Genomic DNA, 16,652 nt, shown 5'->3' with positions numbered 1-16,652 from the left:
CCCTGAGCGGCTGCCGACTTGTTTTCACTCCCCGACGCAAAAGTTGTATCCGCAACGAAATGTAACTGAAGGTTTAAACCATCCGTTAGTACAATCCATGGTTACATATAGCATTCGAAATGCTCGCCATGGAGAAGCGCGATGTTTCGCAAAATGCTGTCTTCAAACGGAGGTGCCGCAGCAGTCGAGTTCGCGCTGATTGCACCGTTATTCCTCATGCTGCTCCTGAGCTTCATCGCCACAGGCATTTATCTGAGCACGGCCTACAGCGTGCAGCAGATTGCCGCCGACGCGGCGCGCACCGCCGTCGCCGGGCTTTCGTCGCAGGAACGCACCGATCTCGCGACCGCCTTCATCAATTCCGCAACGATCAGATATCCATTCATCCGGGCCGAGGATCTCGATGTCCAGGTTTCGGACGACCCGCAGGATCCGCGCCAATTCGTGGTCGCGCTCACTTATGACGCGTCGTCGCTGCCGATCTGGGGCCTGTACACCTTCGCAATGCCCGAAAGCCAAATCCATCGCTACGCAACCATTCGTATGGGAGGTTTGTGACATGACTGGTTTGTCGACGCTGTTTCGTCGTTATCGTGCCGCGCGCGGCGGCAATATCGCCATCACAACGGCGCTGACGGCGCCGCTGGTCATCCTGTCGCTGGGGCTTGGCGTCGATTTCGGGGCCATGGCACTGCAGAAACGCCAGGCGCAAAATGCCGCCGATCTGGCGGCCATCGTCGCCGCCGCCCGACCGTCCGACGCCGAGGAAATCGTGGCCGAGCATTTTCTCGCCAACAATCTCAACATCCTCGTGCGCCGAAGCGACGGGCTGCTGACGCCGCGTGGCGACCTGCTGGCGCTCGATTCGCGCACGCAGCCGCTGTATGACGGTATCGCCGTCGTCGAGCGCGGCCGTTATGTCGCCGATCCGACCGCCGCCGTCGGCCAGCGATTCGTCGCCGATGCGACGCCGGCGGATGCCGTGCGTGTCGTCATCGAGGAGCCGGCGAAGACCTATTTCTCCGGCCTGTTCGCCAGTGCGCCGTCGCTCGCCGTCCGGGGTACGGCCAGCGCCCAGAAATATGCCGCCTTCAGCCTCGGCTCGCGGCTGGCCAGCGTGCAGGACGGGCTGGCCAACGCGATCCTCGGCGGGCTGCTCGGCACGAAGATATCGCTCAAGGCCATGGATTACCGGGCGCTGGCCGATCTCGACGTCAACCTGCTGAAGACGATGGATACGCTGGCGACCGACCTGAAGCTGACCGCCCTCACCTATGACGAGCTTCTGAAGACCGACATTACCTATGGGCAGCTTCTCACGGCGCTGGGCACGACAACGGGGATCACGCCGAACGTGCAGGCGATTCTCAACGCGTTGGGAAAATCCCTCGGCAAGACCGCGCTCAAATTGCGCCTCGAGCGACTGGCCCATCTCGGTTCGATCGGCAACAATCTCGTCGGCAGCAACGACAATCTCTCGGTCACGGCCAGCGTACTGGAGCTGGTCAATGCCGCTGCGGTCGCCGCCAATGGCGGCAACCAGATCGCCGTCGATCTCGGCGCCGGCATTCCGGGGCTGGCGGAGGTGAAGCTGAAGGTTGCGATCGGTGAGCCGATGGTCGATACGCCCGCCATCCGCGTCGGCGGCGTCAATTCGATGGTGCGTACCGCGCAGACACGGCTGACGCTGGATACATCCATCAACGGACTGGCGATCCTTGCCGGCCTGAAGATCCATGTGCCGCTTTACATCGAGGTCGCCTCTGCCGAGGCGCGGCTGGCCGATATCCGTTGCACCGGCCATGGCAGCGCTGACGCTACCGTCGCTGTCGACGTCGTGCCGGCGGTCGCTGAGGTGGCGCTCGGCGACGTCAATCCCAATGCATTCCAGAACTTCTCCTCGACGCCACGCGTCACCGAAACCCGCATCGTCGACTCGCTGCTGCTGAAGATCTGGGCGAAGGCGCATGTGACGGCGGGCAACCTCCAGCCGACACGCATGAGCTTCTCGGCAAGCGAGATCGCCGCACATCAGCTCAAGACGGTCTCGACGCGAAACACGCTGACCTCACTGGTGACAACACTCCTGAAAAACCTCGATCTCAGGATCGACCTTCTCGGCCTGCCGCTGGCCACCAATGCCAATGTTCAGTCAGCCCTCGCTTCGGCGCTGGCGCCGGTCACCGCGCCGATCGACGAGCTGCTCTATAATACGCTGCTGCTGCTCGGCGTGCGGGTCGGGGAAGCCGATGTGCGGGTCAGCGCTGTGCGCTGCAGCAATCCCGTGCTGGTGCAATAGGCTTATCATACGGAAATCGCGTCAGTTTTCCACAGGCGTCAAAAAGTTCGACGCCTGTGATTTTCCCGCTTGCAGGATATGCGGGCTCTGATTATAAGGGCGCTCACAAGCGACACGCGCCCTTCGTCTATCGGTTAGGACGTCAGATTTTCATTCTGAAAAGAGGGGTTCGACTCCCCTAGGGCGTGCCACTTGCCTTCCCCTTTATATGCTGATTTTGCGAGCGGCGATTGCCACCGCCCGTTTTCATGTCACGCGGGCGGCGTCGAGGATGCGGATCTGCACGCGGCGCGTTCCCTGCCAGAAATCGGCGCTCAAACATCCGGCGACATGGATCTGCTGGCCGCGCGACTGCAGGAGCAGATCACCGAGCGCGGTATTCTGGGCACGGAAGGCGATGGCGTCGAGGCGGGTGCCGTCACCGGCTTCCAATGTCGCCTTCACATGCGCCACGCCGATGGGTCGCGAATCGACGACGCGATGGAACGGCACGGCGAAGACCGGTTGCGGATGTCCGGCGCCATAGGGCCCGGCCGATTCGAGCTGGTCGATCAGCGCCAGCGTCGCGCCGGATGCGCCGAGCGCGCCGTCGATCTTCAACACTTCGTTGGACACCAGCGAGGCCACGGTTCTGCCCGCCTGCTCATCGAAGAAGTGGCGGAGCCGCCCGAGCTTGTCGCGTTCGACAGTCAGGCCCGCCGCCATGGCATGACCGCCGCCCTTGACCAGCAAGCCTTCATCGACGGCGGCGCGCACCATGCGGCCCATGTCGAAACCGCTGATCGAGCGGCCGGAGCCGGTGCCCTTGCCGGAAGGATCGAGTGCGATGGCGAAGGCCGGACGGCGGAACTTGTCCTTGAGACGCGAGGCCAGCAGGCCGACGATGCCGGGATGCCAGCCTTCGCTGGCGGTGACGATGACGCTGGCCGCGGAGCCGTCGCCATATTCGGCGGCTGCTTCAGCCTCCGCCTGTTCCAGCATGATCGCTTCCATGGCCTGGCGTTCGCGGTTGAGTTCGTCAAGCTTGGCGGCGATGGTTTCGGCTTCGCCGGCATCTTCGAGGGTCAAGAGCCGGCTGCCGAGCGCGGCATCACCGATGCGGCCGCCGGCATTGATGCGCGGGCCGATGAGGAAACCGAAGTGATAGGGCGAGACCGGCCCGCCCAGCCCCGCCTTGCGGAACAGCGCCGCCAGCCCGACATTACCCATATGACGCGCCGCGATCAGCCCTTTGACGACATAGGCGCGGTTCAGCGCCTTCAGCGGCACCACGTCGCAGACGGTCGCCAGCGCAACCAGGTCGAGCCAGCGCAGCAGGTCGAGCGTATGGGCTCTGTTGTCACCGGCCTCGCGTAGCTTCTTGGCCGTCGCCACCAGCACGAGAAAGACGACGCCAGCGGCGCAGAGATGGCCTTGCCCCGACAGGTCGTCCTCGCGGTTGGGATTGACCAGTGCATGGCATACCGGCATGTCGTGGGCCATCTGGTGATGGTCGATGACGACGACGTCGATGCCGCGATCGGCGGCGGCCTGCAAGGCCTCGTTGCTGGTCGAGCCGCAATCGACCGTCACGATCAATTGCGCGCCGCGATCGATCAACTGGTTGATGGCATTGGGATTGGGGCCGTACCCCTCGAAGATGCGGTCGGGAATGTAGATCGGCGCATCGATGCCGAAATGGGCAAGGAAGCGGTGCATCAACGCCGAGGACGCCGCGCCGTCGACATCGTAGTCGCCGAAGATGGCGATCTTTTCCTGCTTCCGGATGGCCCGCACGAGGCGGTCGGCGGCCTTGTCGCAATCGGCCAAGCTCAGCGGATCGGGCATCAGGCCGCGCAAGGTGGGGTCGAGAAAGGTGACGGCGTCATCGAGGCCGACACCACGGCCGGCGAGCACACGCGCGGTCAGCTCCGGCAGGCCATGCGTCTGGGCAATCGCCAGCGCCCGGTTCTGCCCGGCCTGGTCCAGCCGCGATATCCAGCGCTGCCCGGTCGCGGAGCGTTCGACTCCGAGAAAGGCACGCTGGACGGGATCGGCGGACAGTTCAGGCATCGTGTTTCCCTATCGCGAATGCATGTCGCAGACGATCCACGGTGCCCAAAGCTATAATCAGGCCTCGCGCGGGCGCTCGATGCGGATCACCTGCGGTTCACCGATCAGATAACCATCGCCCTTGATGGCTGCAACCGCCTTACGGACGGCGTCTTCCATCGTTGCATGGGTGACGAGGATGATCGTCTTCGGCTCGGCGGCATCGACATGCTTGTGCGGCCGCTGGACAATCGATTCCAGCGAGATGCGGTTTTCGGCCATGTGGGTCGCGATGCCGGCGAACACACCAGCCTTATCCTCGACAGTCATACGGATGAAATAGCCGCCTTCATGGCTGCGCATCCGGGCACGGCGATAGGGCTCCAGCTCCCGTGCCGGACGACCGAGCACCGGCACGTCCTGCGCGCCCGGACGGCTCTTGGCGATGTCGGCGATATCGCCGAGCACGGCCGATGCCGTGGCATTGCCGCCGGCGCCGGGCCCGACCATCAGCAGTTCGCCGAGAATGTCGGATTCGATCGCCACCGCATTGGTAACGCCGTCCACCTGGGCGATGACCGAATCGAGCGGCACCATCGTCGGATGCACACGCTGCTCGATGCCGGTCTCGGTCCGCTGGGCAACGCCGAGCAGCTTGATGCGATAACCGAGATCCTCGGCGGCGCGGATATCCTCGATGGAGATATTGGTTATACCTTCGAGATAGATGTCGTCGGGGGCGATCTGCGAACCAAAGGCCAGCGTTGTCAGAATGGCGAGCTTGTGGGCGGTGTCGTTGCCCTCGATGTCGAAGGCCGGGTCGGCTTCGGCATAGCCGAGGCGCTGGGCTTCCTTCAGGCATTCGGCAAAGGAAAGGCCTTCCCTCTGCATCTTGGTGAGGATGTAGTTGCAGGTGCCGTTCATGATGCCGTAGACGCGCGAGACCGCATTGCCGGTCAGAGACTCGCGCAGCGCCTTGATGACCGGAATGCCGCCGGCGACCGCCGCTTCGAAATTCAGAAGCGCGCCCTTCTCTTCCGCCATCTTCGCCAGTTCGACGCCGTGACGGGCCAGCAACGCCTTGTTGGCGGTGACGACATGCAGACCGCGGGAAAGCGCGGCGCGCACGGCGGCATCGGCCGGATCGCCGGCGCCGCCCATCAGTTCGACGAAGACGTCGATATCGGCCTTGGCCGCCAGTTCGACGGGATCGTCGAACCAGGCGGTGGTCGTCATGTCGATGCCCCGGTCGCGCGTGCGGTCACGGGCGCTGACGGCCGTGATCGTGATCGGCCGGCCGCAGGTGACGGCCAGCTTTTCTTTGCGCTCCTGGAGGATGCGGACAAGGGCAGACCCAACGGTGCCCAAGCCCGCAATGCCGATTTTAAGGGCATCTGACATAGGATTTTCCTGATTTTCGAGGTGGAGAGCGGCCGGAGATCCGGCCGCCTTAGAGTCTTTCATCGCATGTCGTTATCGCAAAACCGCTTCACGCTTTTGCGCGACATGCCTTTTAACGATGCGCGTTCAAGGAAATGACGTTGTGCATCGTATCGTCTGCCGCCGAAAGGAAGCGCTTGAGGTTGCGCGCTGCCTGGCGGATGCGGTGTTCGTTCTCGACGAGCGCGATACGAACGTAATCGTCGCCCTGCTCGCCGAAGCCGATGCCCGGCGCAACCGCGATGTCTGCCTTTTCCACCAAGAGCTTGGAGAATTCCAGGCTGCCGAGATGGCGGAACTTTTCCGGGATCTTCGCCCAGGCGAACATGGTCGCGGCCGGCGGCGGCACGTCGAAGCCGGCCTTGCCGAAGGTCTCGACCAGCACGTCGCGGCGGCGGCGATAGACGTTGCGCACTTCGGCGATGTCGGAACCGTCGCCGTTCAGCGCATGGGTGGCCGCAACCTGGATTGGCGTGAAGGCGCCGTAGTCGAGATAGGATTTCACCCGGGTCAAGGCTGCGATCAGCCGCTCGTTGCCGACGGCAAACCCCATGCGCCAGCCCGGCATGGAGAAGGTCTTCGACATGGAGGTGAATTCCACCGTCACGTCCATGGCCCCCGGCACTTCCAGAACGGACGGCGGCGGGTTCTTCTCGTCGAAATAGATTTCCGAATAGGCAAGATCGGAGAGCACGATAAGGTCGTGCTTCTTCGCAAACGCGATCACGTCCTTGTAGAAATCGAGCGTGGCGACATAAGCCGTCGGGTTGGATGGATAGTTGATGATCAGCGCCAGCGGCTTGGGGATCGAATGCTTCACGGCGCGCTCCAGCGGCGCGAAGAAGCTGTCATCCGGCTCGACCGGCAGGGAACGGATCACGCCGCCGGCCATCAGGAAGCCGAAGGCATGGATCGGATAGGTCGGGTTCGGGCAGAGGATGACGTCGCCCGGCGCGGTGATAGCCTGCGCCATGTTGGCGAAGCCTTCCTTGGAGCCCAGCGTCGCGACGACCTGGGTCTCGGGATTGAGCTTCACGCCGAAACGGCGGGCATAATAAGCAGCTTGCGCACGGCGCAGGCCGGGAATGCCCTTGGAGGACGAATAACGGTGGGTGCGCGGATCCTGCACCACTTCGCAGAGCTTGTCGACGATGGCCTTCGGAGTGGGAAGATCGGGATTTCCCATGCCGAGATCGATGATATCGGCGCCGCCCGCTCGCGCGCTCGCCTTCAAACGGTTGACCTGTTCGAAGACATAAGGCGGCAAGCGCCGGACTTTGTGGAATTCTTCCATCTTTCACCCCATGGAAAACGCAAGGGCCATCCCTTGCGCAAGTTCATCCTGTTTCAGATCAGTCGCCGCCCGTTCAAAACGCCGGCGGCACAGAGACTGATAGACACGAAGATACGGTATTTCTTTGACCCGAACGGCAATCCGCCGCTTTCACGACAGATTTTAACCAGCCCCGGACCCCGAACGATTTGCGTCCAAAAAGGCCGAAACGCAAGTCCTAAAGTCACGCGCTTCGGCGTGACCGGCTTTACTGTGCGATCTCGGCCTGCGTCTGCGGTCCATGGCTGGCGGCGAGCTTGCGCATTTCCTCGACCCGGCGCTTGTATTCCGCCTCGGAAATGCTTCCCGAGCGGCGGGCCTTGGCGAGCGAGGAGAGATTGTGCTCCATCTTCACCGCGTCCTGGTCGCTCATCTGTGTGTTGGCCGCGGTCAGCGGCTCGGAGAAGCTCGGATAGGTGCCGGTGATGCGCGGGCCGCTGTCGCGCGGCAGCGTCTCGGGATCGCGTGTGACGGTGACGACGGGCGCGGCGGCACGCGGCGGCAGCGGCTTGGAAAAATCGATCGCCGTACAACCGGTCATGGCGGCGGCGCAGACGGCCAGAGCGAGGAGAGTTAGACCCGTCGTCTTCGTCGTTGCGATCGTTGCCATGTCGTCGTTCCGCCTATCTGGTCCTCCAAGGGTCAAAACTCAAACAGCCTGGGCGTTCTGCTGATTGAGTTTTGACCCTTGTGGCGTGCGCCTGCGAGCTTAGTAGATTTCCCGCTCCTTCAATGCAAGAGACTTGCGCGCAAATCGCTGGAAACCGTGATGAAGTTCATGCAGGATGGATGGACGAAATCAACCAGTGCATGTGGAGGCAATATGAGCGAGGACGACAAGAAAACCGCCAGCGGCGGCAAGCTCTTCCCCAGCTTCGACGCCGACAGCGTGCAACCTTACATCGTCAAGGATCCGGAAGCGATGGCGATGAATTTCGCCCGCACCCTGGAAAACCTCGGCAAGGCCGCGTCCGCCTGGCTGGCGCCGCGCGAACGCGGCGAGCGCGTCGATCCCGTTGCCGATCCGGCCACCGACATGATCAAGACCATGTCCCGCGTCAGCGAATACTGGATGTCGGATCCAAAGCGAGCCCTGGAAGCGCAGACGCAACTGATGGGCAGTTTCTTCAATGTCTGGACCCGGTCGCTCAGCCGCATGAGCGGCGAGGCGGCCGCCGAGGAGACGGTGAAGAAGGAAAAGCGTTTCGCCGACGAGGATTGGCAACGCAATCCCTTCTTTGACTTCCTGCGCCAGGTCTATGTCACGACATCGGACTGGGCGGAAAAGATGGTCGAGGAGGCCGAAGGCCTTGACCCGCACACCCGCCACAAGGCGACCTTCTACGTCAAGCAGATCATGGCGGCTCTGTCGCCGGCCAACTTCGTCGCCACCAATCCCGAGCTTTATCGTGAGACGGTGGCGAGCAGCGGCGCCAATCTCGTCAAGGGCATGGCGCTTCTGGCCGAGGATATTCGCGCCGGCGGCGGCGAGTTGCGCCTGCGCCAGACCGATGCCACGAAATTCGCCATCGGCGTCAATATCGCGCTGACGCCGGGCAAGGTCATTGCCCAGAGCGACGTCTGTCAGGTCATCCAGTACGAGCCGGCGACCGACAAGGTGCTGAAGCGCCCCCTGATGATCTGCCCGCCTTGGATCAACAAGTTCTATATCCTCGACCTCAACCCGCAGAAATCCTTCATCAAATGGTGTGTCGACCAGGGACATACTGTCTTCGTCATCTCCTGGGTCAACCCCGACGAGCGCCATCGCGACAAGGACTGGACGGCCTATGCCCGGGAGGGCATCGATTTCACGCTGGAGACCATCGAAAAGGCCACCGGCGAAAAGGACGTCAACGCCATCGGCTATTGCGTCGGCGGCACGCTGCTGGCGGCGACGCTCGCCCTGCACGCCAAGGAAAAGAACCGCCGCATCAAGACCGCGACACTGTTCACCACCCAGGTGGATTTCACCCATGCCGGCGATCTCAAGGTGTTCGTCGACGAGGAGCAGCTTGCTGCGCTCGAGGAGCAGATGAGCAAGGACGGCTACCTCCAGGGATCGCGGATGGCGACCGCCTTCAACATGCTGCGCGCCTCCGAGCTCATCTGGCCCTATGTGGTCAACAACTACCTCAAGGGGCAGGTGCCGATGCCTTTCGACCTGCTCTACTGGAATTCCGATTCCACCCGCATGGCGGCGGCCAACCACTCCTTCTACCTGCGCAACTGCTATCTCAACAATACGCTCGCCCAGGGCAAGATGGAATTGGGCGGCAAGACAGTGTCGCTGAGGGACATCAAGATCCCGATCTACAACCTGGCGACCCGCGAAGACCATATCGCGCCGCCCCTCTCCGTCTTCCTCGGCAGCCAGTTGTTCGGCGGCCCGGTGGAATACGTGCTCTCCGGCTCCGGCCATATTGCCGGCGTCGTCAATCCGCCTGACAGGAACAAGTATCAGTACTGGACCGGCGAGGCGCCGAGGGGCGAATATGACGAATGGTTGCAGCACACCACCGAGAACCCCGGCTCCTGGTGGCCGCACTGGCATCAATGGATCCTCTCGCATGGCGACCGCGAGGTGCCGGCGCGCAAGCCGGGCGGCGCCGCGCTGAACGCCATCGAGGATGCGCCCGGCTCCTTCGTGCTCGCCAAATCCTGAAACGCTTGCATGCGGTTTGCATCTCCTCTCGTTCCGGCGCGGCTTGTGCAGCGCTACAAACGGTTCCTGTTCGATGCCGTGCTGGAAGATACCGGCGAGCCGATCACCGGCTCCTGCCCGAACACCGGCTCGATGCTCGGCCTGACGACGCCGGGGTCACGCATCTGGCTGTCCGAACACGACAGTCCGACCCGCAAATATCGGCACATGTTCGAGATGATCGAGACGGAGGGGGAACTGGTCGGCGTCAATACCGGCCTGCCCAACAAGCTCGCCGAAGAGGCGATCCGCATGGGTCTCGTCGGCGATCTCGCCGCCTACCCCACCATCGAGCGCGAGCGCAAATACGGGCGTAATTCACGCATCGACCTGCTGCTTGGCGGCGGCGGTCTGCCCATGGCCTATGTCGAGGTGAAGAACGTGCATTTCTCGCGCCGGCCCGGCATCGCCGAATTTCCCGATACCGCCACCAAGCGCGGAACCAAGCATCTCGACGAATTGGCCGATATGGCCGCGGCGGGGCATCGCGCCATCATGCTTTATCTCGTGCAGCGGGCGGATTGCCAACGCTTCCGACTCTGCGGCGATCTCGATCCGGTCTATCATGCCGCTTTCCAGCGGGCGCGGGCGCGCGGCGTCGAAGCCTATGCGGTCAACTGCCGTGTCAGCCCCACGGAAATTGCGCCGCTCGGCCTGATGGCGATGGACGAAGCCGCACCGGCTGCATTATGACTGGGAACGAAAACGAAAACCAGGCACCGGGCAGGCGCGCGATTCGAAACGCGGCGAAACTCCCCGAATTGCGAAAGCGAAGACATGGTGAATTATATCGATGCGGCATCGGCCCCCTTGCGGAACACCGGCGCGATCCGCCTTTACGACAGCCAGGATTTCGAGGGCATGCGCAAGGCGAGCCAGTTGACGGCGCGCTGCCTCGATGCGCTCGTCGATATCGTCAAGCCGGGCGTCACGACCGATACCATCGACCGTTTCGTGCTGCAGTTCGGCCTGGATCACGGCGCGCTGCCGGCGACGCTGAACTATCGCGGCTATACGAAATCATCCTGCACCTCGATCAACCACGTCGTCTGCCACGGCATTCCTGACGACAAGCCGCTGCGCGAGGGCGATGTCGTCAACATCGACGTGACCTTCGTGCTCGATGGCTGGCATGGCGATTCGAGCCGGATGTATCCGGTTGGCGAAATCAAGCGCGCCGCCGAGCGGCTGCTGGAAGTGACCTATGAATGCCTCATGCGCGGCATTGCGGTGGTGAAGCCCGGGGTGCGCACCGGCGCCATCGGCGAGGCGATCCAGACCTATGCCGAAGCCGAGCGCTGCTCGGTGGTGCGCGATTTCTGTGGCCACGGCCTCGGCCGCCTGTTTCACGACGCGCCGAACATCCTGCATTACGGCCGCGCCAACGAAGGCCCGGAACTGCGCGAAGGCATGATCTTCACCATCGAGCCGATGATCAATCTCGGCAAGCCGCATGTGAAGGTGCTGGCCGACGGCTGGACGGCGGTGACCCGCGACCGCTCGCTTTCGGCGCAATACGAACACGCGGTCGGCGTTACTGCCACCGGCTGCGAGATCTTCACCCTCTCCCCCGCCGGCCTGGATACGCCCGGCATCAAGCGCGCGTAAGGCGGGTTCATGGCCAAGGAACCGGGCGGTTCTCCGGACAATTCATCATTCGCGCCGGCCGACGATACCGTTGCCGACGAATGGTCGTTTTTTGCCGAACAGGCCCCGAGCCGTGACCAGATCGCCAAGGGAATCGGCCGCACCGACGCCGAGCCCGAAGCCCATTATCACGGCCACCGCGAGCGGCTGCGCAGCCGCTTTCGCGATCATGGCGATACCGCGCTTGCCGATTACGAGGTTCTCGAACTGCTGCTGTTCCGGCTGATCCCGCGCCGTGACACCAAGCCGATCGCCAAGGCGCTGCTTGACCGTTTCGGCACGCTGGCCGATGTTTTCGGCGCTCCGGCGGCCTTGTTGCAGGAGGTGAAGGGCGTGGGCGAAGCCGTGGCGCTCGACCTGAAGCTGATCGCCGCCATCGGCCACCGTAGCCTGAAGAGCGAACTCAGGGACCGCCCTGTCCTCGCCTCCTGGTCGTCGGTCATCGATTATTGCCACGCCGCCATGGCGCATGAGCCGCGCGAGCAGTTCCGCATCCTGTTCCTCGACAAGCGCAATTCGCTGATCGCCGACGAGGTGCAGGGAAAGGGCACGGTCGACCACACCCCTGTCTATCCGCGCGAGGTGGTCAAGCGGGCGCTGGAGCTTTCCGCCACCGCGCTAATCCTCGTCCATAATCACCCCACTCATTCATTTAGATCCCGCAGGATCACGCTCAAACACATTGAAACACTAGAAAATCCCTCCATTTTTAGCATTGCGTAGTGGGGACGGTTTTGGCAAATTGGGGGTGGTTGAAGGGATAGAAAACGGCTTTCCGCTCCCAGTAAACGATCCCCGTTTCTCCTCGACCGATCCCAGTTTCAGGCAAGGAGGAACGCATGCCAGCCCTGACCGACACCGCGATCCGACACGCGCTGAAGCGCGTTGAGATCAGCCGCAAGCAAGAGAACCTCGCCGATGGCGACGGGCGAGGCACCGGCCGACTCGTCCTCGTTCTCAAGCCCATGCCGAAGCGCGTCACGGCCGACTGGATGGCGCAACAATGGCGTGACGGCAAACGTACCAAGAAGAAGATCGGCGCTTACCCCTCGATGTCGCTCGCCCAGGCCCGCGAGGTTTTCAAGCGCGACTATGCCGACGTGATCCAGAAAGGTCGCAGCATCAAGATCGCAAGCGACACCCGCCCCGGCACTGTAGCGGACCTCTTCGAGGGGTACGTCGCTTCACTAAAGGCCGCCAGCAAGCCCTCCTGGAAGGAGACGGAGAAGGGCCTTAACAAGATCGCCGACACTCTTGGGCGGAACCGCCTAGCCCGCGAGATCGAGGCCGAGGAAATCGTCGAACTGATCCGCCCGATCTATGAGCGCGGCGCCAAGTCGATGGCAGACCATGTGCGTTCCTACATGCACGCGGCTTTCGGCTGGGGCATGAAGTCCGACAACGACTATCGGCAACAATCGGCTCGCCGCTTTCGCATCCCCTTCAATCCAGCGACAGGTATTCCGACCGAACCGAAGGTCAAAGGCACCCGCTGGCTCGACGAGGACGAATTCGTACAGCTTTATCGTTGGCTGGAATGTCCCGACACGCCGGTTCATCCGCCCTATACCCGTGCCGTCAGGATCATCATGCTGACCGGCCAGCGCGTCCAGGAGATCGCCAGCCTTCACATCGACCAGTGGGACGCCAAGGAAAAGATCATCGACTGGTCGAAGACCAAGAACGACCAGCCCCATGCTGTTCCGGTGCCGGAACTGGCCGCAGAGCTACTCGCGTCCATCAACGTCAACGAATACGGCTGGTTCTTCCCGTCTGCCACGGACCCGTCCAAACCTGTCAGCCACGGCACGCTTTACTCGTTCATGTGGCGCCAGAGGGACCGCGGCGTGATCCCCTATGTGACGAACCGCGACCTGCGCCGGACCTTCAAGACGCTTACCGGCAAGGCGGGGATCTCGAAGGAGATCCGCGACCGCCTCCAGAACCATGCGTTGCAGGACGTCAGTTCCAAGCACTATGACCGCTGGCACTACATGGTGGAAAAGCGTGCCGGCATGGCGAAATGGGACAAGTTCGTCCGCGCCATGCTCGCAAAAAAGCGACTGAAAGCGGCAGCATGAGCCTCGGGTGCCCCATAAGGCGGAAGTGAGAACAAAACGATGCGTATCGTAATCAGCTTGGCGGACGCTCCATCGGAGATATTCTAAGAACAGCCGGAAATGTCGGGGCGACGGATACGATCAAACAAGTAGCATTATACGGCTTTTACCCGTTTTACGGTTTCAACGACAACGCCCTCGCCCGTTCGCTCACGATGAAGCACCGCTGGAGCTGACTGCTGGGTGTGGCGGCACTCAGGAAATTGATTGCAGCCGAAAAAGCTGGTGTCGTTCCGCCCTTTGCGCTCAACCAGCTCCCCCACCAAGCAACTGGGGCATTGATCGAGTTCCCTCCCATCGATGGTTTCAAACCGGACTTCGTTGCCGGCGATCTCGCAAAGCTCGCGAATGTAGCGTGAAGGCTTGCGTCTATTACAGAGGATAAACGTCCCTCTGCTGGCGCGGGTCATTGCGACATAGAAAAGTCGGCGCTCCTCCGCATAGGCAAACCTCTCCGGACGCGGGATAACGAGATTTAGCAGCTCGTCATCTTCGATCCGGCTGGGGACGCCATAGTCGCCCTCGCTGACATCGAGCAGGATCGTGTAGTCGGCCTCCAGGCCCTTCGACCGATGAAACGACATGCCGGCGACCTCGATCGCCGAAAATTCGGGGTGGCGACCGTGAAATGGATCTAACAAGTTGTAACGCCACAAGACCAGTACCTTCAGCTTTTGCCCCGCCTCACGGCGCCACTGTCCTGAAATTCCTTCAAGAAAGGTGTTCAGGCGATCGAGTAGTTGGAAGCAGGCTTTCGGGAAGCTTGGCTTGCGCCACTCCACGCTGACCGGAATGATCCGGATTGATCGCGGTATGGCGGCGCGCGTCGATCGCACCGTCTTCGTGATCTGCTCGGGATTGCGCTGGACAAAGCGTGCCGCGGTGTCAGCGAGAAGCTGGTTACAGCGGTACGTCTGTTCCAGCCGACCTTGCCAGCAGGCACCAAAGTTCGCTTCGAACTGGGTGAAGATCGTAATGTCCGACCCGGCAAAGCGGTAGATCGACTGCCAATCGTCTCCGACAGCAAAGACTTTTGTGAAAGCCTTCTGGTGTTTTAGCGCCTTGATCAGATTGGCCCTCGGGTCCGAAATATCCTGAAATTCATCCACCAAGATCAGCGAATAAGGGCTCTGATAGCGCCCCGTCTCAACGAGGCGCACTGCGTCGCCGATCATTGAATCGAAGTCGATACGCTTTGCCTCGTCGAGCTTGCGCGAATAGGCTTCGGTGATCAGCCAGACAGCACGCGCGAAATACTGCGCGCGCGGTTTGTCATGCAGGGACTTTGCACGTTCCAGCAGCATCTCCAGCGTAAGCTGGCTCGCTCGAATGTGTTTGATGCACACGCCGATCAGCTTCTGGTAATGCGTGATCACCACTGGTTCGACCGCTTTGAGGATCTCGTCGACACTTTTCTCAGTCAGGGGAATTTTGCGTTTGATCAGCTCAGCCTCGAGATGTGGCAACAACGTTCCCTCGTGCGCCTGTGCGGAGGTTGTCTCGAAGAAATCCAACTCTTTGCGCTTGTACCCAGCGCGTTTACCCTTGGTATGCTCAGCATAGTTCGCAAAGGGCGAGGAGCCATCCGCGTTGATCGCGAAATGCTCGTGGAACGTGTCGGTGAGAGGGTAATGAAAGTCCGGCTGGACAAAACGTTCGCTCCCGTCCTCCTCTTCGAATGAGATCTGCTTTTCATATTCGAACTCGACAGAGTGGACCCACAACCAGTTCGCGATCCGCTGCTCCTGAAGGGATTTCACATACACGTTTGCAAGCGTACCGATGGTGCTGCCGCCCTTATCGTTGCGATCGGCGATGTAGCGATTGTAGTCTGCCTCCGAGTCAAAGACCTCTGCGGGGATGTCGGCCTTCGGCAAAATCGAGAGGAGGTCGATCCACAGACGGCGAAACTCTTCATTTACCTCCATCAACTCGCGTATGATCTTGTCGATCACACGGGCTTCGCCGGCGGGATGCTCGACCCAGTTTGCGAGTTGAGGTGGGCGACCTTCCGTCTCTTCGATGATCCCCCGACCGAGTGCATGAAACGTCGTCACCCGGCTCTCCAGAGCATCTTCATCGACGTTCAGCTGCCTGGCGATCCGTTCCTTTAATTCGTCGGCTGCACTCTTGTTAAATGCCAGGACGAGGATCTCGCTCGGATGGTAAAGTCCCTTCTCGAGGACATAGGCAACTTTCCCGACCATGGTCGCGGACTTGCCCGATCCAGCGGATGCGACGAGCAGGTTGTTGTCTTCGAGGCGGATGCAAGCCTCGCGCTGCTCCTGGGAAAGCGAAAATCCCCCAAGGTCGGCGAAGAATTCCTCGAACTTCTGCATCTCGTGAAAAACGAAATTTTCATTGTAGCGACTGCGGACGCCGGGGTCAGTGAGCATCGCAAAAGAGGTTGGCAGATAGCCTCTTAGGGTGTCGGGGATCAGAGAGGCATCAAACAACGGGTGCGCCAATGCCAGTGACGCATTTCCCGGGACACTCGCGATCGCCCGGCCGACGTCGGCATGAGCAAGATATTGCCTGTTGCTGTCGGTCATCGCGCGAATCTTGCTATCGACCTCGCGCAAGCGTTCCTTGTCGGAATCGATGAGATTCGCGAGATGCTGGTTCACGAAAGCCAGCAAATCGTCGCGTAAAGTCTGAGACGCCTTGGCGGTCAGGCCGGAAAGAGCATCGATACGGCCCTTCGACCGGATCTCGACCGTGTGCCAAAGCAGGGCCTTGGTTGACGAAACCGACGAGATATCAAGGCACTGAATTTCATCCTCGCCTGTCGATGTCAGGCTAACTCGGTCCTGCGAAGATGGGCTGAGAGCCAGTTTCCACTTCTCCGACAAGAAAATGCGCGCCCAAAGGCTGGGCCGGTATATGCGGGATCGTCCAAGCATTGGCAGTTTCATCGAGCCGCCCGGTCTGCGCCTGCGACGTTCTTGTTCATGATCTCGCAAATCGTCTGGTGGGCGCTCTCGATCTCCTTGTTCCAGTCGGGTTCCGATGAATCGGCATCGTCACTCCCTACAAACCGAGATTTTCGCACCTCTTCGACGTCGCGCATATTCCCCC

At 61.5% G+C, this 16,652-nt stretch carries 12 protein-coding genes, 1 tRNA gene and 1 pseudogene; 8 read left to right on the top strand and 6 right to left on the bottom strand.

The genetic code is table 11. The features are described from left to right. The first annotated feature begins 141 nt into the window (after nucleotides 1-141). From P7F60_RS18925 to P7F60_RS18915, 3 genes are all read left to right on the top strand, one after another. On the top strand, nucleotides 142-558 hold the full coding sequence (locus P7F60_RS18925; protein WP_277919246.1) for a TadE/TadG family type IV pilus assembly protein: 417 nt from the start codon (nucleotides 142-144) through the stop codon (nucleotides 556-558). A gap of 1 nt (nucleotide 559) precedes the next feature. Further along, nucleotides 560-2,299 (top strand): pilus assembly protein TadG-related protein, encoded by a 1,740-nt coding sequence (locus tag P7F60_RS18920; protein ID WP_277919245.1) that lies wholly within the window; start codon nucleotides 560-562, stop codon nucleotides 2,297-2,299. Between the two features lie 116 nt (nucleotides 2,300-2,415). Further along, a tRNA-Glu gene (locus P7F60_RS18915) sits at nucleotides 2,416-2,490 on the top strand. Between the two features lie 55 nt (nucleotides 2,491-2,545). Here the strand turns inward: P7F60_RS18915 and recJ are convergent. The 4 genes from recJ to P7F60_RS18895 all read right to left on the bottom strand — a co-directional run bounded on the left by recJ (nucleotide 2,546) and on the right by P7F60_RS18895 (nucleotide 7,713). Further along, on the bottom strand, nucleotides 2,546-4,351 hold the full coding sequence (gene recJ / locus P7F60_RS18910) for a single-stranded-DNA-specific exonuclease RecJ (protein ID WP_277919244.1): 1,806 nt from the start codon (nucleotides 4,349-4,351) through the stop codon (nucleotides 2,546-2,548). 57 nt (nucleotides 4,352-4,408) lie between these two features. Continuing rightward, nucleotides 4,409-5,731, bottom strand: coding sequence for a homoserine dehydrogenase (locus P7F60_RS18905; protein WP_277919243.1), 1,323 nt, complete (start codon nucleotides 5,729-5,731; stop codon nucleotides 4,409-4,411). A gap of 112 nt (nucleotides 5,732-5,843) precedes the next feature. Continuing rightward, entirely contained in the window at nucleotides 5,844-7,064 is a 1,221-nt protein-coding gene (locus P7F60_RS18900; RefSeq protein ID WP_277919242.1) for an LL-diaminopimelate aminotransferase, read from the bottom strand. A 247-nt stretch (nucleotides 7,065-7,311) separates the two neighbouring features. Further along, nucleotides 7,312-7,713: a hypothetical protein gene (locus tag P7F60_RS18895; RefSeq protein ID WP_277919241.1), complete on the bottom strand. Its 402-nt coding sequence runs from the start codon at nucleotides 7,711-7,713 to the stop codon at nucleotides 7,312-7,314. Nucleotides 7,714-7,926: 213 nt separating this feature from the next. Between P7F60_RS18895 and phaC the strand changes: the two genes are divergently transcribed. From phaC to P7F60_RS18870, 5 genes and pseudogenes are all read left to right on the top strand, one after another. Then, complete coding sequence (gene phaC, locus P7F60_RS18890; protein ID WP_277919240.1) at nucleotides 7,927-9,768, top strand: class I poly(R)-hydroxyalkanoic acid synthase; 1,842 nt, start codon at nucleotides 7,927-7,929, stop codon at nucleotides 9,766-9,768. 9 nt (nucleotides 9,769-9,777) lie between these two features. Then, entirely contained in the window at nucleotides 9,778-10,500 is a 723-nt protein-coding gene (gene sfsA / locus P7F60_RS18885) for a DNA/RNA nuclease SfsA (RefSeq protein ID WP_277919239.1), read from the top strand. Between the two features lie 84 nt (nucleotides 10,501-10,584). Further along, nucleotides 10,585-11,415 carry a type I methionyl aminopeptidase gene (gene map, locus P7F60_RS18880; protein ID WP_277919238.1) on the top strand — a complete coding sequence of 277 codons (831 nt, stop codon included), beginning with the start codon at nucleotides 10,585-10,587 and terminating at the stop codon, nucleotides 11,413-11,415. A 9-nt stretch (nucleotides 11,416-11,424) separates the two neighbouring features. Continuing rightward, nucleotides 11,425-12,099, top strand: a pseudogene (gene radC / locus P7F60_RS18875) (DNA repair protein RadC); the annotation flags it as partial. Nucleotides 12,100-12,293: 194 nt separating this feature from the next. Further along, a complete protein-coding gene (locus P7F60_RS18870; protein ID WP_038146412.1) occupies nucleotides 12,294-13,535 on the top strand; it encodes a site-specific integrase in 1,242 nt (413 codons plus the stop codon). A 134-nt stretch (nucleotides 13,536-13,669) separates the two neighbouring features. Here the strand turns inward: P7F60_RS18870 and P7F60_RS18865 are convergent, their stop codons facing one another. Further along, complete coding sequence (locus P7F60_RS18865; protein WP_235842196.1) at nucleotides 13,670-16,489, bottom strand: UvrD-helicase domain-containing protein; 2,820 nt, start codon at nucleotides 16,487-16,489, stop codon at nucleotides 13,670-13,672. Next, a complete protein-coding gene (locus tag P7F60_RS18860; RefSeq protein WP_156102950.1) occupies nucleotides 16,486-16,644 on the bottom strand; it encodes a hypothetical protein in 159 nt (52 codons plus the stop codon). The genes P7F60_RS18865 and P7F60_RS18860 overlap by 4 nt, the downstream gene beginning before the upstream one ends. Between the last annotated feature and the right edge of the window lie 8 nt (nucleotides 16,645-16,652).

Source organism: Rhizobium sp. YJ-22, assembly GCF_029601685.1.
In the GTDB taxonomy this organism is placed as follows: Bacteria; Pseudomonadota; Alphaproteobacteria; order Rhizobiales; family Rhizobiaceae; genus Metarhizobium.
This window is presented reverse-complemented; position numbering and strand designations above follow the sequence as displayed.